Below are 20,766 nucleotides of genomic sequence, written 5' to 3' on the forward strand. Positions count from 1 at the left end.
AGGGGGAGGATCTTATGGCAGCTGACAGCAGAGTAAGTGAAATAACCGCCCCAAGGGTCAACCTGCGGAAATCTTCCCTGTTCCGGCAATCCCTGCGGAGGCTTCTGCACAACAAGCTGGCGGTGGCGGGCTTCGCGGTGGTCTTATTTATGTTTGTGTTATGTTTCATCGGACCGTTCTTCTCGCCGTATACGGATAACAAAATCAATATGGCGATGATGAACAAGGCCCCGAATCTGCAGCATTGGCTGGGGACAGACGCGCTGGGACGGGATATCTTAACCCGGGTCATGCAAGCCGGGCGTATCTCTCTTACGGTGGGTCTGGCTTCAATGGTGCTGTCTGTGTTCCTGGGAGCGCTGCTCGGTGCGGTTGCCGGATATTACGGCGGTCTGCTGGACCAGATCATTATGCGGATTGCCGATCTGCTGATGACTATTCCCGGCCTTCCGCTGCTGTTCATCTTCGGTGCGCTGCTCTCGGAATGGAAGATTCCGACGGATTACCGGATGTACATCGTCATGCTCATGCTGAGCATGGTGAACTGGCCGGGGCTGGCGCGGATGGTACGGGGACAGATGCTCAGCCTGCGGGAACGCGAATTCATGCAGGCCGCCGTGGTGCTGGGTCTGCGCGACCGCAGAAAGCTTTTTGGCCATCTGCTGCCGAATATTGTTCCGCTGCTGATCGTCATGGCAACGCTGAATATCGGCGGAGCGATTCTCAGTGAATCGGTGCTCAGCTTCTTCGGTCTGGGGGTTATGCCGCCTACGCCGACCTGGGGCAACATGATTGATGCGGCGAATAATATCCTCGATTTCCAGGACCGCCCATGGCTGTGGATTCCGCCGGGATTGTCGATTTTTGCAACGGTTATCGCAATTAATATCTTTGGTGACGGCCTCAGAGACGTGCTTGATCCTAAACAGAAGAGGTAGGTGGCCATAATGATGGAGCCTTTAATGAATATAGACCGTCTAAGCACCGTGTTCTTCACAGAGGACGGAAAGGTGAGCGCGGTTGATGAGGTAAGCTTCAGTATCCGCGAAGGCGAGACGGTCTGCATTGTCGGTGAATCCGGCTGCGGCAAAAGTGTCACCGCCATGTCGATTATGGGGCTGGTGGAGGAGCCGGGCGGTAAGGTTGCCGGGGGAAGCATTGATTTCCGGGGAGAAGATTTACTAAGGCTCGACAAAAATACACTGCGCAGCATCCGCGGCAACGAGATCGCCATGATCTTTCAGGAGCCGATGTCGTCACTGAATCCGGTCATGAGAATTGGCGAGCAGATTATGGAGCCGCTCCTGGTTCATCTCAGAATGAACAAGAAGCAAGCCCGGGCCCGGGCCATTGAACTGATCACCCAGGTGGGGATATCCCGTCCGGAACAGATTATGGGCAGCTATCCCCACGAGCTGAGCGGAGGCATGCTGCAGCGGATTATGATTGCAATCGCAATCTCCTGCGGGCCCAAGCTGCTGATTGCGGACGAGCCGACGACCGCGCTGGATGTGACGATTCAGGCGCAAATCCTTGATCTGCTGCGCGGGTTCAAGGAGCACTCGGGCATGTCAATCCTGCTGATTACCCATGATCTTGGCGTAGTGGCCGAGATGGCCGATTATGTCATTGTCATGTACTCCGGCCAGATCGTTGAGGAGGGCGGTGTGGTAGAGCTGTTCCGGAATCCCAAGCATCCGTATACGCGGGGGCTGCTGAAGTCCAAGCCCGTCATGGGCCAGCGCCTGGAGGAGCTCTATTCCATTCCCGGCCAGGTGCCCAGTCCGCTTGCGCTTGAGCCTTCATGCTACTTCCATGACCGGTGCGGACATTGCATGGACGTCTGCCGCACCCGCCAGCCGCAGCTGCAGGAAACCGGAAGCGGGCAGAAGGTAGCCTGCTGGCTGTATGAGGAGGCGGAAGTGTATGTCTGAAGCGCTGCTGGAAGTTAAATCTCTGAAGAAGTACTTCCCGGTAAAACAAGGGCTGCTGGGCCGCACAGTGGGGCATGTGAAGGCTGTGGACGACATCAGCATTACGCTTCAGCCAGGCGAGACCTTCGGCCTTGTCGGCGAATCCGGCAGCGGCAAAAGCACGGTGGGACGGACAGTGCTGCGGCTGACGGATAAAACGGACGGTGAGGTAAAGTTCAAGGGAGTGGATATCCACAGCCTGTCCGCTGCGGACATGCGCCTGATCCGGCCGCAAATGCAGCTGATCTTCCAGGACCCTTACAGTGCGCTTAATCCGAGAGTGAGGGTTGGCGATGCGATAGGCGAAGCGCTGCTGGACCATGGATTATGCACGAGGGGGGAGGTGCGGGATCTGGTGCTGGAGGCCATGGAGGCCTGCGGCTTATCTTCTTATCATATCGACCGCTTCCCGCATGAATTCTCCGGCGGACAGCGCCAGCGGATCGGCATTGCCCGGGCGCTGATCCTGAACCCGGATCTGATTATTGCGGATGAGCCGGTGTCGGCGCTTGATGTGTCTATTCAGGCGCAGATTATCAATCTGTTCAGCAAGCTGCAGCAGAGCAAAGGCCTTGCCTATCTGTTCATTTCCCATGATCTTAGCGTAGTGGAGCATTTATGCTCCAGGATCGGCGTGATGTATCTGGGATCGATGGTGGAGACCGCCTCCAGGGACGAGCTGTTCCAGCATCCGCTGCATCCCTATACGAAGGCGCTGCTGTCTGCCGTACCCGTGCCGGTCCCCCGGCTGAAGCGGGAGCGGATCGTGCTGAAAGGCGATATTCCAAGCCCGGCGAATCCGCCTTCAGGCTGCAAATTTCATACGCGCTGCCCTTTTGCCGTAGAGGTCTGCAAGGCGGAGATTCCGCTGTTCCGGGACGCTGGCGCAGGACATTTTGTAGCCTGTCATTTAGTATAATAAATATTAAATATGGATTTAAATTGAATATCAACCTATTTTGACTTGCCTACTTCCCAGTGCTATACTGATTCCACAGCAGGCAAATATGGTTAATAAGAGACTGATTAGACTTAAGACATCTAATTGGTCTTGTTTTTTATTACCTGAGCAATAAGCCAGTTTTGTACGAAGAACCATCACTTGCAGCTATGCTGACACCACTTGGCGGATGCTTGCAGGGCCAGCTTTGTTCAGCATCAGAAGCTGCCCCTGAAAGTATGCACCGCTAAAAAACCTTTAGGAGGAATATCATGAATACCACAGTACGCTTGACAGAAAGATCCGGCTCTACCTCTTCCCAGCGCAGCAAAGGCCTTGTACCGGTCGTCGTCTACGGTGCAGGTTCAGATACCCAGTCCTTTACAGCAGAAGCCAAAACACTCAATGAGATTCTCGGCAAAAACCCGCGGGCGATCCTGAAAGTGGAATTCCCCGGTTCAGGCTCCAAAAATGCGGTCATTCAGGAAGTACAGCGCCAGCCGCTGTCACGTTCTTTGCTCCATGTAGATTTGCAGCAGATTGATATGAAGGCAGAACTCGACACCAAGGTTGCATTCCACTTCACCGGCGATCCTGTCGGTGTCAAGAGCGGCGGCGTCCAGCAGGTAGAGCTCTATGAGCTGGATATCCGTACCTTGCCGGACAAGCTGACCGCTTCCTTCGAGGTGGATATCAGCGGACTCGACATCGGTGATCAATTGCTGGTCTCCGATCTGCCGAAGCATGATGGCTGGGAGATCCTTACCCCTGAAGATACGCTGATCGTGCGGATCTCACCTCCGCTTGTTCTTGAAGAGCCTGCTGATACAGATGCTGCTGAACCAGCAGCGGCAGAAGCAGCTGACGAAGGCAAGACAGAAGAGTAACTTATTATGTATTTTATAGTCCAGTTCATTGGACAAGCCGCACCACAGCCCGTTTAGACCGGCTGATATGCGGATCATAAGCTTGATCAACCGGGAGCAGACATATCCTCATCAGGGAGTTGTCTGCTCCTTTTTACTAAATAGCGGAATCCTGCAATCATCTATTATACATTGTGAAAGTAAGGGAGAGTGCATTCATGAATCTGAATATCGTTAAGCTGGTCACCGGCTCCAATGCCAAGCTGGATGAAGCCTCGCCGCAGGCGACGGTGAAGATTTCCTGCAGCAGTTCACCGGCGGAGCTGGATATCAGCTGTTTCATGGTCGGGGAGAACGGCAAGGTTACTTCCGATGATTATTTCATCTTCTACAACCAGCCCGCCGATCCCAAGCGGATTGTAGAGTTCAATGCCATCGACAAGTACAGCGGCGAGTTTGCCATTGACCTGCATGCGCTGCGGCAATCTGCGGTTGCCAAATGCGTTTTCGCTGCCACGCTGGACGGGCCGGGGACTTTTGCTGATGTCAGGGGCTGCAGAATCAGTGCGGCTGCGGCCAACACGGAGCTGGTGTATGAAATAAATCAGAGCAATGCCGAGACCTCGCTGGTGCTGGCAGAGTTATACCGTCACGGCGAAGGCTTCAAGCTTAGAGCCGTCGGCCGGGGGTTTCACGGCGGTCTGAAGCCGCTGGCTGAAGCGCACGGAGTCGAGGTGGAGGACGAAGAGCCGGAGAACAGCAGCAAGACGGAGGCTGAAGTGATGCAGGGTCACACGGAAGCTGCTGCTACATATAGCGGAACCCAGGGAAGTATGGCGCAGGAGACGGCTTCCCGGCCCCCGCTGAACTTAACGAAGATTGACCTGCTGAAGCAGAAGGTCGGAATCTCGCTGCGCAAGAAGAATCTGGAGCAGGAGAAGGCAAGGGTGGCCGTTGTGTTCGATGCATCAGGTTCCATGTCCGGGCTGTATTCGAGGGGCGTTGTTCAGCGGGCATTTGAGCGGATTCTGGCCGTGGCAGCCAGCATGGATGACGACGGCAGGCTGGATGTATGGTTCTTCGCGACCAAGAGCAAGCGGATGCCGAGTGTAGATGAGCACGGGTACGAGGATTATGTGAAGAGAACATACCCGGGGCCGAAGATGTTCGGCGGGCTGGGCATCGGTAATAATGAGCCGGTGGTTATGGCTGATATTATCAAGAAGTACACGAAGGAAGAGCCGGGCGCTCTGCCTGCTTACATTGTATTCTTCAGTGACGGCGGGATTTATGAGACACCGAAGATCTCGAAGCTGCTGATCCAAAGCTCGAAGCATAACATCTTCTGGCAATTTGTCGGGCTCGGCAATGCAGACTATGGTGTACTGCGTGAACTCGATGATCTTCAGGGCCGTTATGTCGATAATGCCGATTTCTTTGCGCTGGACGATCTGGATGAAGTCAGTGATGAGGATTTGTATGACCGCCTGTTTAATGAGTATCCCAAGTGGCTTCGTGAAGCCCGGGAGAAGGGTGTCCTGCGCTCATAGAACTCAGCTGAAATAAGAGTAAGGCTCCGGAGCGTTAATCAACATTCCGGAGCTTTTTTTGCATGCCTTGCTGTCAAAAAATGCATATTAACGAATTCCGCAGAAACCTATTCAGGACTTTCGCTTTGTCGAAAAAAGGGGCGAACGGGTGTTTCGCCTCATTTAGTAAAAATGTCCCAGTTTTAGATTGACGAAAGCGCTATCAGAGCTGAGAATGAGGATAAATACCATGGTATGGCATAGCATCACCCGCTTATTCGCCCTTTGAAAACGCTTTAGTAATAGATCGACCAAGGAGGAATATGGATGAAAAAAAAGCTGATTCTCTTCCTGATGACCGCCGTGCTGATTCTGGGCGCTTCGCTGCCCGCTGCCGGTATTGCCCGCGCGGATGCGGTAAGTGATGCTTCAAACCGGGCACTGACCTGGCTGCAGGTGCAGCAGGATGCAACGGCCGGATATGCTTTTGACGGATTGGTTGACAGCTTCGAGGATTTCTGGGGTCCGAACAATCCCAAGCAAATCGTCTATACGTATGATCAGGCCGTCGCAGCCATCGCTTTCATCGTCAAAGGGGAACGTACCCGGGCGGAGAAGGTGCTGAACAAAATGCGTGACATTCAAGACCCGTCCGGCTATTGGCTGAACTCCTACTGGTATAACAACGGCTATGGCGAAGAAATCCGCAAGCATGTCGGACCTGTATCCTGGATGGCCATGGCGGCTATGGCTTATGAGAAGCAGTATAATGATACCCGCTATCGTCCGATGGCGCTGAAGGCGCTGGACTGGTGCCTGACATACTCCAAAGCAAACGGCGGGATCGCCGGTGGCTGGAGCGCATGGAGCAATTCGGATGAGCCCTGGAGCTCGACGGAGCATAATATCGATCTGTACCGCGTGCTGCAGTACTATGCTTCTGTTGATTCCAGCAAAACGGCATCCTATACAGCAGCGGCAACGGGTGTGAAGAGCTTCCTGGACAATGTGGTCTGGGATGATGCGGCTAAGCGCTTCAAGGGCGGCTGGAAGAATGATACGAACCTGATCGATCCCAAAATCCCGCTGGATGTGAATCCCTGGGGAGTGCTCGCCCTCGGGCTGAACGGAACGCGCAACTACGGGGCAAGCCTGACCTATGTGGAGAACGCGGCCGGTACACCGGGAACACTGGCTAATCCGCGCTATAAGCAGACCCTGACCTATAACGATGCCGGAAATACACTGTCCGGGTATGATTTTGACTGGACGGATGAAGTGCTCCCGGCGTATGACGACAACGGCAATCAGATTGGCAATACGGGGGCGGATGTGTGGCTGGAGGGAACGGCTTTTATGTCGCTTGCCTACTACATGCAGGGAAATACAACGAAGGCGAATGCCATCAACACGGAGATTATCAAAAAACAGGGAACCAGCGGCCCGTCGCTCGGCGGAATCCCTTATTCCCTCAAGGGGACAAGCAACAGCTACTGGGTGATGGCCCAGCAGAACTGTGTATCGAGCACCGGGTGGCTGATCCTCTCACTGCACCGGTTCAACCCGTTCACCGGCCAGTATCTGACCGGAGGCAGCAATCCTGGAGATACTACAGCACCTACGGTACCAGGGAATCTGGCCTCAACAGGTAAAACAGACACGACGGTCAGCCTAAGTTGGTCGCCATCCACCGATAACACGGGAGTAACCGGCTATTACGTGTACCGCGGCGGCACCCAGGCGGCTTCTGTTACCGGAACTACTGCAACCGTCAGCGGACTGACAGCTTCAACGGCATACACCTTCACGGTAAAAGCGGCCGATGCCGCAGGCAACCTCTCCGCTGCTAGTAATGCCGTGACTGTAACCACGAATGCTTCCGGCGGCAACGGGAATCACGTGACAGCGGATTATACGGCAGGCGTAACCAAGGTATCGGCTTCTGAGGCCAGCATCTTCATCACACCAGTGACATCAGCCTTGTACGTTGATGTCCACTATAAGGTGAACGGCGGCGCACAGCTGAATTACCGCATGACGCTGTCTTCGGGAACCTGGCGCCAGACCGTAAGCGGCCTCAGCACAGGCAGCAGCATTGAATATTGGTTCACCTACGAGAAATCCGGCCCGCAGTACGATTCGCCGCATTACACTTATGTGCAGTAAGCAGCGTATTGAGGCGCGGAATAGAACTATTGTCATGATGTAAGCAGGAGGAGCCAGGCAGCCAATGGGTTGCCTGGTTTTTTTGATGCCTTTGTCACCGGATTTCCACCGCGAACAGCGGTAATCATAAAGAAATCCGGGGGCGGGCAGCGGCCGGAAGTCCAAATGTTCACCGCAGTGACGACTAAGCTTCATGCTCAAATCTTATGTGCGTCTTCTCTATATGGGCTATATTTAAGGGTTATCATATGATACCAATCCTTAATGCCTGCAAATAATTGCGCTTCCGGGCGGGTGCTGTTGCCGCAGGAATTTCCGGTTTATCCGCTTTCCGGGGCAGGGAGCTGGCAGCTTCTCCTAGCCGGATGTTTCTAGCTGACTTTTCCTGAAATCCTGCACATAACACAACATTTCCCTCCATATGCCGGCCCAAATCCAACATTGTTGTACAAAATGCAGGATTTCCCCTGATTCAAGCGGCTTGGCGGGAGGATTGTTGTATTTCATACAACAATCCTCCCGAACACCCGGCTATCCAGGAATCAATGTTGCAAAACGTACAACATTTATGTCTACACGTCTACAGTTCTTCCTGACTCTAAGAAGTCCCAAGTTGCTGGTAACCAATCAAGTGTAAGAAATTGAAATTGACGTATTCCGCCAGTCCCATAGCGGCTAACCGGCAACTTGTACTGACAGGGAAAAGTGGTGGAGAATTATGGAACTGGAGGAGTGGGGTGTCAGTCCTTGTCTGCCGAATTCCACTGTGAACCTCAATATGAATTTAAGAAAGTATATAAAGCGAAAGCGATGCTTGTTTATTTACAACGTAACAGTGTTATGTTACGATGGTCGCAAGGAGTGATCGTATGGAAGAGGAGCTAATATCCAAGAAGGACCTGCTGGATGAAACCGGCATCTCATACGGCCAGTTATACCGCTGGAAGAGGAAACAATTGATTCCTGAGGAATGGTTCATCCGCAAGTCCACGTTTACCGGACAAGAGACTTTTTTCCCGCGGGAACGAATACTGGGGCGGGTGCAGCATATTTTGCAGAAGAAAGATGATCTTTCTCTTGATGAACTCGCTGGAAAGCTGTCAGAGCCGTTGTCTCAGCACCAGCTTATATTAACAGTAGCACAGCTAAGGGAACGTAACATTGTTTCGAACAGTAGCCTGGAGCGGTTCGGCAGGCCGGACAGTGAAGGGATGCAGCTAACCTTTGAGCAGATTCTGAATCTGTTCACTGTAGATCTGCTGCTGAGTAAGGGGGAGCTGAATCTGGAGGAAGCAGACCGGCTCTATCTGACACTTGGAGTGCATACCCCGGGATTTGCGGGAAAGAATTGGGAGCTGTTTTTTGTACGGAAGATGGGGGTCAGTTTCTATCTGATGGCGCTGTCCGGGGCAGAGCTGGCCTTCGATGAAGGAGTCCGGGTAGTCAGCAGGCTTAGTCTTGCCGACCTGACAGAACAATTGAAAGTAAGATTATGCTAATGGGAGGACTGGCAATGGAGAAGAATGAGCTGCCGGATTTGCAGATGGATGGGGTCAATACAGCCGCCGGAGGCAAATATAACAAGGTGAATATCAACGGCGTAAGCAAGATTAACGGAGCGCTGAGCGCGCATACCTATAAATGTGACGGCGTAATGAAGATGAACGGTGATCTTACTGCGGAAGAGATGGAGATTAACGGTAACTTCAGACTGAAGGGCAACCTCCAGGCTGGTGTAATGAAGCTGAACGGTGTGCTGACCGGTGACGGCAGTCTGCGGGGAGAGCGCTGTGAGCTGGATGGCATGCTGAAGCTGAAAGGCAATTGTGAGGTTGAGGAGCTGATTGGTGAAGGGGTATTTACTGTAGGCGGGCTGCTCAGTGCTGGTCGGATAGAATTCGGGCTTCATGGTTTGGCAGAGGCGGGCGAAATTGGGGTGGAGAGCCTGATTATCCGCAAAACCGGCTCCGCAGCGTGGGGCAGGCTGTTAGGAGGGATCATTCCCAAGTTCAAACTGGAGCTGCGGGCCAAGCTCATTGAAGGCGATTATATAGATCTGGAATATACAACGGCGGATGTGGTCCGGGGCGGCACCGTCATTATCGGGGAAGGCTGCAGCATCGGCCGGGTCGAATATAGAACGGGACTGACAGTACATCCCGGAGCCCGTGTGGAGAAGGAGGAGAAGAATGGTGCATGATTCCGTAACGCGCAATGATCTGAAGATATTGGGGACCTCCAGTTCTGTTGGCGGGCATTTCAAGGATGTCAAAGTGACCGGAGAATGTAAATTTACCGGGGATGTGGATTGCCTGAAGTTCAGCCAGACCGGAGAGATCAAAGTGGACGGCAATCTGCGGCTGCAGCATATGAAGATTACCGGAGAGTGTGAGGTTAAGGGGCGGATCGACGGAGCCAGTCTGCGCGGACAAGGTCAGCTTACGGCAGGCGGCGGGCTGCGTATAGAAGAAATCAAACTAACCGGCGGGATTATGGTTACCGGAGATTGCGAGGCAGAGGAACTGCAGCTTACCGGAATCATTGAGGTAAGCGGACTGCTTAATGCGGGGAAACTCGAATTGGGATTGTTTGGCCCCTGCAGAGCGGATGCGGTCGGCGGCAGCAGCATTTCTATCAAACGCAGCCGGACCGGAGCCTTGCTGAGGCCCGGACAAGGCAAGAAAATGAGCTTTCAGGCCCGGCTGATTGAAGGGGACCAGATTGAGCTGCAGAGTACGCAGGCGCAGACTGTGCGGGGCGGAAGGGTTATCATCGGCACAGGCTGCGAGATCGATACAGTGGAATACCGTGATACTCTAGAGATTCATAAGAGCGCAACGGTACGGAATCCGGTGAAATTACTGCGTTAATTCTGGCGTGATACCTTGAACCTCAGCACCGTTCTCAGCTTCTCCGGCTGGACCCGGCGGGCATCCGAAATATAGATTTCCCGGTGAAGATGAGATATCCGCCGCAGCTCCCGGTCTGCGCAATATTGCTCCATTCTTGCGAAGCTGTGCGGCTCATCATCGTAGGGGCCGGTATGCATCATTTGTACACTGAGGCCGTCTTCGAAGCTATCGAAGGCGGCTTTGTGCAACAGCGGATGCGGCTTGCTGTGCTTGACCTTCTCCAGCACTTCAGCGGCAAGCTCCGGGGTTACAAAATCCGGCTGACGGATCATCAGGGTGTACACCAATTCGTCTTTATCAAGAACCGTTTTCTTACGGCCGGCTTCGCTGAGATCCCACACACCTTCCAGCGGGAAGACCGTATAGTCGTAATACCCATCCGGTTCCGGCCCTTTTTTGGGCAGCATTTTAATGGCATAAGAGAGGGAGTACAATACGCCGACGGCTTCAGCGAAAGGCGCAGCATTCGGATTGCCTTCACCCCGCAGTATGAAATAATTATAGGCGGGCACTTGAATCAGCACGGGTTCGGCAGCGGGCAGGTAAAGAGACTTGTCTTGTTTTCTCCACTCAACTTTCAACCGGATCACCTCATCATTATTATTCTGCTATATGAAGAATACCATGCTGAACTGGACAGGTGTATGTCATGTTGGCAGGCAGCCGGCAGTATAAATAGTGCTGCGAAGGCAAGAACTGGGAGGGTTTCCGTTGACCGGACAAATTGAATTAGTTACCGATGACAAGTCTGTGCTTGGTGAAGGGCCGCATTGGGATCAGGTAGAGGGCAAGCTGTATTGGGTGGATATTGACGGCAGGGAATTGCGGGTATATGACCCCGCTGCGGGTACGGAAGACATCCATTACTTTGATCAAAGAGTAGGGGCAGTATTACCTGACCAATGTATTACATAGATACACTGACCTTCACGGTCGATGCGATGGACTATTCGCTTCAGGATGGCTCGGATAAGCTGCCGCAGACCGGTGATCCGGTTCGCCGAAGGGGAAGGCTGGCCGGATAGTATAACATCAGATTTAAACTTGTGAGAACACTTAGGTAAATCGCTTGCTGAGAGGTTGCAGTGACCCTGATTACGGTAGTTCCTCCGGTAGGCTTAACTGTACTTTGTACAACTAAAACATCTGATTTACAACCGATTATCGGTTTAGTTGTATTTCGTGCAATTAAACTGCCATATATAGAGCGGTTCTCACCTATTCGGGAGATTTAGTTGTACAGAATACAGTTAAAGGATGCCAGCAAGCTTTTTCGCTGTTTTTAATTGCACATTTTACAACTATTACATGCTGCGATACTGGATCAACATCAACTCACATCTCCAGTTCTGATATTGTGCTAGTTGGATATGGATACCATGAATATCTCCATTCAATTCAGGTAAGATCAGGTGTTGTCTATCGGCAGGAGTGCTGCTGATGGGCAACATCTTTTTTGGCTGCAGGTTTGTGAAAATGGTCCGCTGCGCTGTGAAAATGGTCATCTGCGCTGTGAAAATGGTCCGATAGCCTCCTACCGCTGTCACGCGCCGGGCGCCGTTCCTCTCTCCTGATAGCAGGCTGCTTTCTGCTAGACTGAAAGCGCAAACAAAATCTGGATATAGGAGATTTCGATATGGGAGTACCCTCTGGTGAACTGCTGCATGGTGTGGAGCCGGCCCCGCCGCCCCGCAGGAAGCTGCAGAACAAATACAAGCTGTTTTTCATGGCGCTTCCGTTTCTGGCGGTAACTTTTATTTTCTACTATTTGCCGATAAGCGGATGGATTTATGCCTTCTATGATTTCATTCCCGGCATTCCCCTGTCGGACACGCCCTTTGTCGGCCTGAAATGGTTCAGGACCATTGTTGCTAATCCGACTCAGACAGCTGAGGTGCTGCGGGTGCTGAAGAATACGGTTGCGATGAGCTCACTCGGGCTGGTGACCTCAGTGTTTCCCGTAATCTTTGCCATTCTGCTGACCGAGGTCCGGTCAGGCTGGTACCGCAAGCTGGTGCAGACGCTGACCACGATTCCGAATTTCATCAGCTGGATTCTCGTCTATGCGCTGGCCTTCTCGCTGTTCTCCGTAGACAGCGGCGTGGTGAATCACCTGCTGGTCCAGTTCGGCTTCGCAGATGAAGGCTTCAACTTCCTGGCCTCCAGCTCTCATGTCTGGATCACGATGATTGCCTGGTACTGGTGGAAGTCGCTGGGCTGGGGAGCAATCCTGTACCTTGCGGCCATTGCCGGAATTGACCAGGAGCTGTATGAAGCGGCGGAAGTGGATGGAGCCAGCCGTTTCCGCAAGATCTGGCATATCACGGTACCCGGCATCATTCCTACCTTCTTCGTCCTGCTGTTGCTCTCGATCGGCAACTTTGTGAATAACGGAATGGAGCAGTATTTCGCCTTCCAGAATGCGATGAACAAGGACACGATCGAGGTGCTGGACCTCTACGTGTACAATATCGCTTTTGCCAACAACTTCCCGTTCGCAACGGCGGTCAGCATGCTGAAGTCGGTGGTCAGCGTTATCCTGCTGTTCGCGGCCAATACACTCTCGAAGATTGTGCGTGACGAATCCATTATTTAAGGGCGGTGATTCCACATGCGGAACAAGCTTAAACCGGGCAATGCCCTCTTTCAGGGAATCATCTATCTGCTTTTCGGATTATTCACCCTGAGCTGTATTTATCCGTTCTATTATCTGTTCATTAACACGATTAGCTCCAATGATCTAAGCGCCGGAGGGTATATCAAGTTCTATCCGCGGCAGATTCATTTCGACAACTACTTCAAGGTGCTGAAGATCAGCGGGCTAAGCCACGCGGCACTGGTCTCGGTCTACAGAACAGTAGTCGGCACGTTTCTGACGGTTGGGGCATCGGCTTTTCTCGGCTATCTGTTTACCAAGAAAGAGATGTGGGGCCGGCAGGTCTGGTACCGCAGCATTGTGGTCACGATGTATTTCAGCGCGGGGCTGATCCCCTGGTACATCACGATGCACAATCTGCATCTGACCAACAATTATCTGGCCTATATTCTGCCGACGATTATTACCCCGTTCAACATTATTCTGGTCAAAACCTTCGTGGAGGCAATTCCGCCTTCCCTGGAGGAATCGGCAGCGATGGACGGTGCAGGATACCTGCGGGTATTCTGGAGCATCATTGTGCCGCTGACCACGCCGATTCTGGCGACGATTACGATTTTCTCGGCGGTGAACCAGTGGAACTCCTTCATTGATACGGCGTTCCTGATGACCGACACGAAATATTACACGCTGCAGTTCCTGCTCTGGCGGTATTTGAACGAATCCAGCTCGCTCGCCGCGCTGATCCGCAATTCACCGGATATGGCGGCCAGCATCCAGAATATGCAGACTCCGACGTCGGTGCGGATGACGGTAACGATGATCGTAGTCCTGCCGATTCTGATTGTGTATCCGTTCTTTCAGCGTTTCTTCGTCAAAGGCATCATGATCGGGGCCGTCAAAGGCTGACCGAACTAATATATCAGGGGGTATGAAGCAATGAGATTCAGATTTAGACAAGTATCGCTACTTCTGCTAAGCATGATAATGGTGCTGGTTCTGGCAGCCTGCGGCGGAGGCAACGGAAATTCAGGCAATTCGGGCACGGCGGCCAGTACGGATAAGCCGGCGGGCGAAGCCACGCCAGCCGCCGGCACAGAGGCGACAGCGGCTCCGGCAGACGGGGCGCTGGACCATTCCAAGCCGCTCAAGCTGACCGTATTCTCGACAACGGCCAATTACGCCGGCCCGCAAATCGGCTGGTTCGCCAAAGTCATCAAGGACAAATTCAACATTGAGCTGGATATTGTCGCCTCCAACCTGACAGGCGGGGACACCAAAATCTCAGCCATGATGGCTTCGGGTGACCTCGGCGATGTCATTATCTTCGGGGATGATAAGAATCATTATCCGAACGCAATCAAAGGCAAGCTGCTGCTGGATTGGACGCAGGACGGCCTGCTGGACAAATACGGCGCGGATATTGTGAAGCAGTTCCCCAAAGCGGTCGAGAAGGCTAAAGTGGCCTTTGGCGGCGGAAGCTCCGTCTTCGGTATCGGCAATAACGTGGCAACCAACCCGTCGGGACCTTCCGAGGGCAAGGACATGACCTGGGGACCCGACCTGCGCTGGGACCTGTATCAACAGCTAGGTGCGCCTGAAATCAGCAAGATCGAGGACTATCTCCCGGTGCTGAAGCAGATGCAGGAGCTGGAGCCGAAGAATGAGCAGGGAAAGAAAACCTATGCGTTCTCACTGTGGTCCGACTGGGACGGCAACTATAAAATGACGCTGGCAAAGCAGTTCGCCAACATGATGGGCTATGACGAAATCGCGGATACCGCGCTGTATGTCAAAGCGGATGAAGAGAAGTACTATGATTTCCTCTCCGAGGACAGCTGGTATATGAAATCACTGAAGCTCTACTTCGAAGCGAATCAGATGGGCCTGCTTGACCCGGACTCGCTTACCCAGAAGTTCGATGATGTGGTAGCGAAATACAAGGACGGGCGGCTGCTCTTCTCCTGGTTCCCGTGGCTGGGCGCAGCCAACTACAATACACCGGAGAGAACCGCAGAAGGCAAAGGGTTCGCGCTTGTACCGTTCAAGGATGAGCTGATGTACTCCACAGGCTTCAACGTATACGGCGGCAACGGAATTATCGCCATCGGTGCCAAGGCCAAAGAGCCGGCCCGTATCATGGAGTTCATCAACTGGATGTACACACCGGAAGGCGCAATGATCTCGGCAGGCAGCGGAACGGCAGTCTCCAATGGACCGCAGGGACTGGCCTGGGATATTGACAGCAGCGGCAAGCCGGTCGTGACCGACTTCGGCTGGAAGGCTTATACCGATCAGCAGAACACGCAGGTTCCCGAGGAATACGGCGGCGGCGACTACTATTACGGCTCGAATCAGATGAACTTCTCCTTCGTGGTTCCGGCGATGGTGAATCCGGCTACGAATGAGCCGTATGACCACAATCTGTGGCAGACCACACTGGAACGCAATCCGTCGAAGCTCGACAGTGACTGGAGAGCGAAGATGGGCGTGCTTACGGCCAAGGAATATTTTGAGAAAAATAATCTGCTCGCCGTAGCTCCTCAGGGCTTCACCGGCAAAGAGCCGCTGACCATGGACAAAACGCTGGAGCAGAAAAACAAGCAGATTGGTACTGTGATCCAGCAGATCTCCTGGAAGATGGTCTTCGCCAAAAATCAGGCGGAATTCGATAAGCTGAACAAAGAATTGCATGACAAAGTTAACGGTCTCGGCTATCAGGACGTGATGGACTTCTCGGTGAAGAAAGCGGAAGAGCTGTTCGAAGCCCGCAAAAGTGTGAAGTAAGCAGCAGCGGATAGGGAATAGGCAGGGCAGCGACCGGGCTGTTCTGCCTTCTTATTTTCAGAACAAGAAAAATCTGGTATTCTGATTCTATATATTGAAACGCTTTCATTAAGAGATGAGGTCCGGCCCATGCCTGGAAAGAAGCAAGCAGGCCATCCGCCGAAGGGGAAGTCCCTGCGGACTACTTTGGTAATTTATTTGCTGATCGGTACGCTGCTGCCGCTGCTGATTGTCGGCTTCATATCCTACACTTCCATCTATTCCATTCTGTCCGGCAAAATCGGCAGCGGCATCAGTGCCAGTCTGCGCCAGGAAGCGCTGAGCCTGGAGAATGCCATCGACAATCTGGATTTCGCCTCCAAGCAGTTTGCGCTGGACGGACAGATTGTGGAGGAGATGTCTTCTTTTCTGCAGGAGAAGCAGATCTACCGCAAGTCGCAATTGATGAATTCGATCAATCAGAAGATCAACCTGGTCAACTTCACCAATCCCTATATCGGGCTGACCGCCTATATCATGCCTGACAGTGATGATCCGGTGCTGTTCACCAACATGAGTACGCGAAGGGGCTTCGATCTCAGCAGCCTGCCTTCGTTCATGCGCTATAACGGGGCTGATTATTATGGTCCGCATGGCACGATGTATGCTGTCGGTGATAATGTCGTCTTCTCGGAGCGGCGGATCGTACGGGTGAGCGGGCAGCATGAGCTGTATATCTATCTGGAGACGAATTACAGTCTGCTGCGCAAAATTTTCAATCAGGAAGCCTACGGAATGAAGGTTAATCATCTCCTGGTGAATCAGAGCGGCACCCTTACTCATGTCATTGACGGTGAAGTGCCGGAAAGGATCGTGCAACAGGCCGGCCGGAGCGGCGGATCTGCGCATGAGGTGCTGAATGGCTATCATTTGTTCCGCTATGAGAGTCCGCAGGGCTGGAAGCTTGTAGCCGTGGTCAAACGGTCGGTGTTCAACAGCGAGATTTACACCTGGATATACAAAATGATTCTGCTGGCGCTGCTCACCCTCCTGTTCGCAGGATTTCTGGCCTGGCTGATCTGGAGAAGGGTCTATGGTCCGCTGCGCAAGGTCAATCTCGAAATTATCCGCATGGCGGAGAATGTCACCACGCCGGTAGCATTCACGAATGTGGAGGAATTCGATTCTGTCCTGAGCAATTTCCAGCAGATGAAGGATCAGGTGAATGAGCTGATTCTGGCTGTGGCCCGCAATGAGAAGCAGAAAAGCCAGTTCGAGATTGAGAAGCTGCTCAGCCAGATCAATCCGCATTTCCTGCATAATACGCTCAATACGGTGCAGTGGCTCGCCCGGCTGAACGGACAGAAGGAGATTGACAAGCTGGTTACCCTGCTGGTAAAGGTGCTGCATTATAACCTCGGCAAGCAGAGCATCATCGTCACCATCGGGGAGGAGATTGAAGCGATCCGTAATTACATGGAGCTGCAGCGCATCCGTTACGATTATGAATTCGAGTTCAATGTAGAGGCCGATCCGGAGGTGCTGTCCGCTGCGGTTCCCCGGTTCCTGCTGCAGCCGCTGGTCGAGAACTCCATCTATCACGGACTGAGTGACAACGGCAAGGTCGATGTAATCATTACCGCGCAGGGTACGAGTGAAGTGCAGCTCATTGTGCAGGACAACGGTGCGGGCATGGATCAGGCGAAGATTGAGGAGCTGCTTGCGGAGGAGACCGTACGGAGACGGGGGCTTGGCATCGGCTTCGCTTATGTGATGCGGATGCTGCGCGTGTATTACGGGGAGCAGATGAGCCTGGATATTCTCAGCGGGGAGAGCGGCGGGACAACGGTATCCATCATCATACCCATTATGAGCAAGGAGGACTTCAATGATTAAAGCTGTGGTCGTGGATGACGAGCGGCTGGTGCGCAAAGGCTTCATCTCGCTGATTGACTGGCCGTCCTTCGGGGTGGTGATTACCGGTGAAGCCGGGGACGGCAATGCTGCACTGGAGCTGCTCCGCCAGCAGGAGACGGATCTGCTGTTCGTGGATCTTACAATGCCGGGCATGACCGGGTTCGAGCTGATCCGTCAGGTCAGGCTGCGGTTTCCGGCTGTCCGCTGTGTGGTGCTCACCTGCCATCATGAATTCGATTATGTGCAGGAGGCACTGCGGCTGGGAGCAGTCGATTATATTGTGAAAACGCTGCTGGAGGTGGAGAATGCCGACGAAACCATCCGCAGGCTGGTGGAGCGGATCAGGTGGGAGGACGGCAACCGGGGCGCCCTGGTATCCGGCGAACTGAAGGTGATGTCTGCAGACAAGGCTCTGCTCTATCTGCCCCTGGAGCCTGAAGGGAAGGAAGCGGAGCTGTTTGAACTGTCACTGGTCAAGAACCATCCGCTGATCTCATTCCAGAACCTGTGGATGACCCCGCTTCCCTGCCGTGTGGCCGTGGAAGAAATCCGCCGTGAGCTGGAGGCCGTGCTTGGAGCAGGCTGGGCAGCTGTACTTGTGGAAGGCGTGCGTGATCAGCCGCTGAAGGAGCTGGAGGAGGTTCTGGAACGGACGGTTCCGCAGGCGCTGTTCTATTATACCGGTGAATATGAGCTGCCGAAGCTGATCTACGGCGAACTCGAAACGGTTGCCGGAAGGCATCGTCCTGCTGCCGCTGCAGAGGAACCGGAGCCGCTGGTGCGTGCACTGAATCTCCGGTGGACGCTTGAGCGGGGAGCCTGGGAAGACTTCAATGCAGCCGTTCTGTCCCGGCAGCCGCGCCAGGAGGCGGTTGCTGAGTTTGGAAGGGTGCTGCTGCAGAGCTGGAGCGGGCTGCTGATGAAGCCGGAGGAGGCGGAGGAGCTTGCACTATCGGCACACCGCAACCGGAACTGGTGCCAGTGGAAAAGCTGGCTGCGCCAGTTCTCCGGTCAGGTTCAGCAGCGGATGATTGAGCTGGGCATGAGCAAAGAAGTGATGTTCTGCCTGATTAGCGCTGTGAACTATATGAAGAGCCATGCCGGGGATAAAATCAATCAGGGCGATGTAGCCGCCGCCATTAATATGAGCCGCGGTTATTTCAGCCAGTGCTTTGCCCGCTTTGCCGGGGAGACCTTCGGGGACAGTCTGCGGAGCATGCGGCTGGAGCTGGCCAAATCCCTGCTGCGCGATACCCATGCGCCGGTCTGCGAAATTGCCTGCCGGTCCGGCTTTGAGGATGACCGCTATTTCAGCAGGCTGTTCCGTGAGCATGTAGGCAAGCTGCCCAGTGAATACCGTGCAGAAGGGATGGGGGAGCGGTGAACCGGTTCTTGAGATATTCCCTGCCTGTATTGCTGCTGCTCAGTCTGTCCGCCTGCCGCAGCAGCGGTGCAGGGGAGCCTGCGGAACGGACAGTGCCAGCCGCTAATGCCGCCGATGCCGCTGCTTACGGCCGGTATGAGGAGCCGGTCGTGATGCGGATCGGCTTCAAGGTGCCGGATTCCCGGCTGACTACAGGCGACAGCAATGATAATAATCCGATCTCCCGCTATCTGGAGAGCCTGACGAACATCAGAGTCATTCATTCATGGGAAGCGAAAGGCGAAGAGCCGTTTACACAAAAGGTGCAGCTGGCCATAGACAGCAATGATCTGCCGGATGCGATGGTGGTGGACCGGGATCAGCTCAGCAAGCTGATATCAAGCGATATGATTGAGGATCTGACCGATACGTATGAGCAGTACGGCTCCGAACTGATCAAGGATATGTACGATTCTACGCATGGCGAAGCCCTCGCCGACGCGCAGCGGGGCGGAAGATTGTATGGACTGCCGAATGTAGCCATTCATGCAGATTCGACCTCCCTGCTGTGGGTCCGCCAGGACTGGCTGGACCGGCTGGAGCTGCCGGCTCCGCGAACGCTTGGGGATATCGAGGCGATCGCCAGAGCTTTTATCGACAAGGACCCGGACGGCAACGGCAAGCGTGATACCGTGGGCATTAGCGCCTACAAGAATATTGTGTACGGGACCAAACCGTATGTGAACGGTCTGGACGCAGTGTTCAGCGCCTTTCATTCCTTCCCGACCAACTGGATTAAGGACAGCAGCGGTAACGTAGTCTATGGCTCGGTTACCCCCGAGACACGCAAAGCGCTGGGCCAGCTCGCCGCATGGTACAAACAGGGATTAATTGATCCTGAGTTTGCGCTGTACAAAGAAACCCAGGAGCCGATTATTGCCGGCAAAGCCGGAATCTTCTTCGGGCCCTGGTGGATGCCCTTCTATCCGTTGTCGGAAGCGGTTGCCCAGGATACCAAAGCCGAATGGCGGGCCTACGCCGCACCGCTGGATGAGTCCGGCAAATTCGTAGCCCATATAGCTCCGGTCACGGACCGTTATCTGGTTGTCCGCAAAGGATACGCGCATCCCGAGGCTGTAGTGAAGCTGCTGAATGTGTTCACCCGGCTGGAAAGAAGACGTGATCCGAACGTGGAGGAGGTCGGGAAGCTGGATGATTTCGCAGCGCAGACCGGTATTCAGCCGCGGGCCTATTATCCGTTCGATCTGCTGATTGATTATAGTGATGCCATCGAGAAGCATTATGCGGATATCCAGCAGGCGCTGCACGGAAAGATCGACCCGGATGCGCTCGACCCCGATACCCGGCTGATCTATGACCGCTGGCTGGCGGAGGAAGAGCAGCCGAAGAAGAATCTGGAGGGCTGGAAGGCGGCCAACGCCTACAAATACGGGGTAGCCGTATTGTCCACAACAGCCGTTGAGGGAGTGCGCAGTGTGTATTACGGAAGTACGCTGCATATGGCGGCGAAGTGGCCGGCGCTGCAGAAGCTGGAGAGTGAGACGTTCCTTAACATTATCGTCGGCGATGCGCCGCTGAGCTCTTTTGATCAATTCACCGTGAAATGGATGAACATGGGCGGCGGACAAATCACGCGGGAGGTCACGCAAATTGTGAACATCCGGGAGGCAGAGAGTAAGCAGGATGACAGCAACAGCCAGTGAACAGGAATCGTAAA

19 protein-coding genes are annotated in these 20,766 nt (G+C 53.8%); 17 read left to right on the top strand and 2 right to left on the bottom strand.

Annotated elements, in window-relative coordinates; all coding sequences use genetic code 11:
• Positions 1-14: 14 nt before the first annotated feature.
• From opp4C to NSQ73_RS10710, 6 genes are all read left to right on the top strand, one after another.
• Positions 15-938, top strand: a complete 924-nt coding sequence (gene opp4C / locus NSQ73_RS10685; RefSeq protein ID WP_340986372.1) for an oligopeptide ABC transporter permease — start codon at positions 15-17, stop codon at positions 936-938.
• Positions 939-950: 12 nt separating this feature from the next.
• A complete protein-coding gene (locus NSQ73_RS10690) occupies positions 951-1,934 on the top strand; it encodes an ABC transporter ATP-binding protein (RefSeq protein ID WP_340790183.1) in 984 nt (327 codons plus the stop codon).
• Positions 1,927-2,892, top strand: a complete 966-nt coding sequence (locus NSQ73_RS10695) for an ABC transporter ATP-binding protein (protein WP_042138515.1) — start codon at positions 1,927-1,929, stop codon at positions 2,890-2,892. Before NSQ73_RS10690 ends, NSQ73_RS10695 begins: the two co-directional genes overlap by 8 nt.
• Positions 2,893-3,185: 293 nt before the next feature.
• Positions 3,186-3,800 (top strand): 50S ribosomal protein L25, encoded by a 615-nt coding sequence (locus tag NSQ73_RS10700; protein WP_042138514.1) that lies wholly within the window; start codon positions 3,186-3,188, stop codon positions 3,798-3,800.
• Between the two features lie 197 nt (positions 3,801-3,997).
• Entirely contained in the window at positions 3,998-5,329 is a 1,332-nt protein-coding gene (locus NSQ73_RS10705; RefSeq protein WP_340986373.1) for a vWA domain-containing protein, read from the top strand.
• Between the two features lie 306 nt (positions 5,330-5,635).
• On the top strand, positions 5,636-7,474 hold the full coding sequence (locus tag NSQ73_RS10710) for a fibronectin type III domain-containing protein (protein WP_340986374.1): 1,839 nt from the start codon (positions 5,636-5,638) through the stop codon (positions 7,472-7,474).
• A gap of 357 nt (positions 7,475-7,831) precedes the next feature.
• Here the strand turns inward: NSQ73_RS10710 and NSQ73_RS10715 are convergent, their stop codons facing one another.
• Positions 7,832-7,981 carry a hypothetical protein gene (locus tag NSQ73_RS10715; RefSeq protein ID WP_340986375.1) on the bottom strand — a complete coding sequence of 50 codons (150 nt, stop codon included), beginning with the start codon at positions 7,979-7,981 and terminating at the stop codon, positions 7,832-7,834.
• Positions 7,982-8,343: 362 nt separating this feature from the next.
• Between NSQ73_RS10715 and NSQ73_RS10720 the strand changes: the two genes are divergently transcribed.
• Genes NSQ73_RS10720 through NSQ73_RS10730 form a run of 3 tightly spaced genes read left to right on the top strand, consistent with a single transcriptional unit; the run spans position 8,344 to position 10,344 of the window.
• Entirely contained in the window at positions 8,344-8,973 is a 630-nt protein-coding gene (locus tag NSQ73_RS10720) for a YhbD family protein (RefSeq protein ID WP_340986376.1), read from the top strand.
• A gap of 14 nt (positions 8,974-8,987) precedes the next feature.
• Complete coding sequence (locus NSQ73_RS10725; protein ID WP_076243314.1) at positions 8,988-9,674, top strand: hypothetical protein; 687 nt, start codon at positions 8,988-8,990, stop codon at positions 9,672-9,674.
• Complete coding sequence (locus NSQ73_RS10730; RefSeq protein ID WP_076243313.1) at positions 9,664-10,344, top strand: hypothetical protein; 681 nt, start codon at positions 9,664-9,666, stop codon at positions 10,342-10,344. Before NSQ73_RS10725 ends, NSQ73_RS10730 begins: the two co-directional genes overlap by 11 nt.
• Here NSQ73_RS10730 and NSQ73_RS10735 read toward each other — a convergent pair.
• Positions 10,341-10,976 carry a GyrI-like domain-containing protein gene (locus NSQ73_RS10735; protein ID WP_340986377.1) on the bottom strand — a complete coding sequence of 212 codons (636 nt, stop codon included), beginning with the start codon at positions 10,974-10,976 and terminating at the stop codon, positions 10,341-10,343. The genes NSQ73_RS10730 and NSQ73_RS10735 overlap by 4 nt on opposite strands.
• 121 nt (positions 10,977-11,097) lie before the next feature.
• On the opposite strand from NSQ73_RS10735, the gene NSQ73_RS10740 reads away from it, so the two are divergent.
• The 8 genes from NSQ73_RS10740 to NSQ73_RS10775 all read left to right on the top strand — a co-directional run bounded on the left by NSQ73_RS10740 (position 11,098) and on the right by NSQ73_RS10775 (position 20,752).
• Complete coding sequence (locus tag NSQ73_RS10740; RefSeq protein ID WP_340986378.1) at positions 11,098-11,301, top strand: SMP-30/gluconolactonase/LRE family protein; 204 nt, start codon at positions 11,098-11,100, stop codon at positions 11,299-11,301.
• Complete coding sequence (locus NSQ73_RS10745; protein ID WP_340986379.1) at positions 11,289-11,411, top strand: hypothetical protein; 123 nt, start codon at positions 11,289-11,291, stop codon at positions 11,409-11,411. The genes NSQ73_RS10740 and NSQ73_RS10745 overlap by 13 nt, the downstream gene beginning before the upstream one ends.
• 611 nt (positions 11,412-12,022) lie before the next feature.
• Positions 12,023-12,982: an ABC transporter permease gene (locus tag NSQ73_RS10750; RefSeq protein ID WP_042138501.1), complete on the top strand. Its 960-nt coding sequence runs from the start codon at positions 12,023-12,025 to the stop codon at positions 12,980-12,982.
• A gap of 15 nt (positions 12,983-12,997) precedes the next feature.
• Positions 12,998-13,891: a carbohydrate ABC transporter permease gene (locus NSQ73_RS10755; protein ID WP_340986380.1), complete on the top strand. Its 894-nt coding sequence runs from the start codon at positions 12,998-13,000 to the stop codon at positions 13,889-13,891.
• A gap of 30 nt (positions 13,892-13,921) precedes the next feature.
• On the top strand, positions 13,922-15,769 hold the full coding sequence (locus NSQ73_RS10760) for an ABC transporter substrate-binding protein (protein WP_340986381.1): 1,848 nt from the start codon (positions 13,922-13,924) through the stop codon (positions 15,767-15,769).
• Between the two features lie 129 nt (positions 15,770-15,898).
• Complete coding sequence (locus NSQ73_RS10765; RefSeq protein WP_340986382.1) at positions 15,899-17,644, top strand: sensor histidine kinase; 1,746 nt, start codon at positions 15,899-15,901, stop codon at positions 17,642-17,644.
• A complete protein-coding gene (locus NSQ73_RS10770; protein WP_340986383.1) occupies positions 17,637-19,049 on the top strand; it encodes a response regulator transcription factor in 1,413 nt (470 codons plus the stop codon). Before NSQ73_RS10765 ends, NSQ73_RS10770 begins: the two co-directional genes overlap by 8 nt.
• The gene (locus NSQ73_RS10775; RefSeq protein ID WP_340986384.1) at positions 19,046-20,752 is read left to right on the top strand and encodes an extracellular solute-binding protein; all 1,707 of its coding nucleotides are present in this window, start codon (positions 19,046-19,048) and stop codon (positions 20,750-20,752) included. Before NSQ73_RS10770 ends, NSQ73_RS10775 begins: the two co-directional genes overlap by 4 nt.
• The last annotated feature ends 14 nt before the right edge of the window (positions 20,753-20,766 follow it).

Origin of the sequence: Paenibacillus sp. FSL R10-2736, from assembly GCF_038000245.1 — a bacterium.
GTDB classification, from domain to species: domain Bacteria; phylum Bacillota; class Bacilli; order Paenibacillales; family Paenibacillaceae; genus Paenibacillus_AQ; species Paenibacillus_AQ phytohabitans.

Bases quoted from the DNA above. Each gene is read 5' to 3' on its own strand.
- NSQ73_RS10710 (WP_340986374.1), top strand. From the start codon at position 5,636: ATGAAAAAAAAGCTGATTCTCTTCCTGATGACCGCCGTGCTGATTCTG.
- NSQ73_RS10750 (WP_042138501.1), top strand. From the start codon at position 12,023: ATGGGAGTACCCTCTGGTGAACTGCTGCATGGTGTGGAGCCGGCCCCG.
- NSQ73_RS10690 (WP_340790183.1), top strand. From the start codon at position 951: ATGGAGCCTTTAATGAATATAGACCGTCTAAGCACCGTGTTCTTCACA.
- NSQ73_RS10770 (WP_340986383.1), top strand. From the start codon at position 17,637: ATGATTAAAGCTGTGGTCGTGGATGACGAGCGGCTGGTGCGCAAAGGC.
- opp4C (WP_340986372.1), top strand. From the start codon at position 15: ATGGCAGCTGACAGCAGAGTAAGTGAAATAACCGCCCCAAGGGTCAAC.
- NSQ73_RS10705 (WP_340986373.1), top strand. From the start codon at position 3,998: ATGAATCTGAATATCGTTAAGCTGGTCACCGGCTCCAATGCCAAGCTG.
- NSQ73_RS10700 (WP_042138514.1), top strand. From the start codon at position 3,186: ATGAATACCACAGTACGCTTGACAGAAAGATCCGGCTCTACCTCTTCC.
- NSQ73_RS10695 (WP_042138515.1), top strand. From the start codon at position 1,927: ATGTCTGAAGCGCTGCTGGAAGTTAAATCTCTGAAGAAGTACTTCCCG.
- NSQ73_RS10765 (WP_340986382.1), top strand. From the start codon at position 15,899: ATGCCTGGAAAGAAGCAAGCAGGCCATCCGCCGAAGGGGAAGTCCCTG.
- NSQ73_RS10755 (WP_340986380.1), top strand. From the start codon at position 12,998: ATGCGGAACAAGCTTAAACCGGGCAATGCCCTCTTTCAGGGAATCATC.
- NSQ73_RS10720 (WP_340986376.1), top strand. From the start codon at position 8,344: ATGGAAGAGGAGCTAATATCCAAGAAGGACCTGCTGGATGAAACCGGC.
- NSQ73_RS10725 (WP_076243314.1), top strand. From the start codon at position 8,988: ATGGAGAAGAATGAGCTGCCGGATTTGCAGATGGATGGGGTCAATACA.
- NSQ73_RS10760 (WP_340986381.1), top strand. From the start codon at position 13,922: ATGAGATTCAGATTTAGACAAGTATCGCTACTTCTGCTAAGCATGATA.
- NSQ73_RS10745 (WP_340986379.1), top strand. From the start codon at position 11,289: ATGTATTACATAGATACACTGACCTTCACGGTCGATGCGATGGACTAT.
- NSQ73_RS10730 (WP_076243313.1), top strand. From the start codon at position 9,664: ATGGTGCATGATTCCGTAACGCGCAATGATCTGAAGATATTGGGGACC.
- NSQ73_RS10715 (WP_340986375.1), bottom strand. From the start codon at position 7,981: ATGAAATACAACAATCCTCCCGCCAAGCCGCTTGAATCAGGGGAAATC.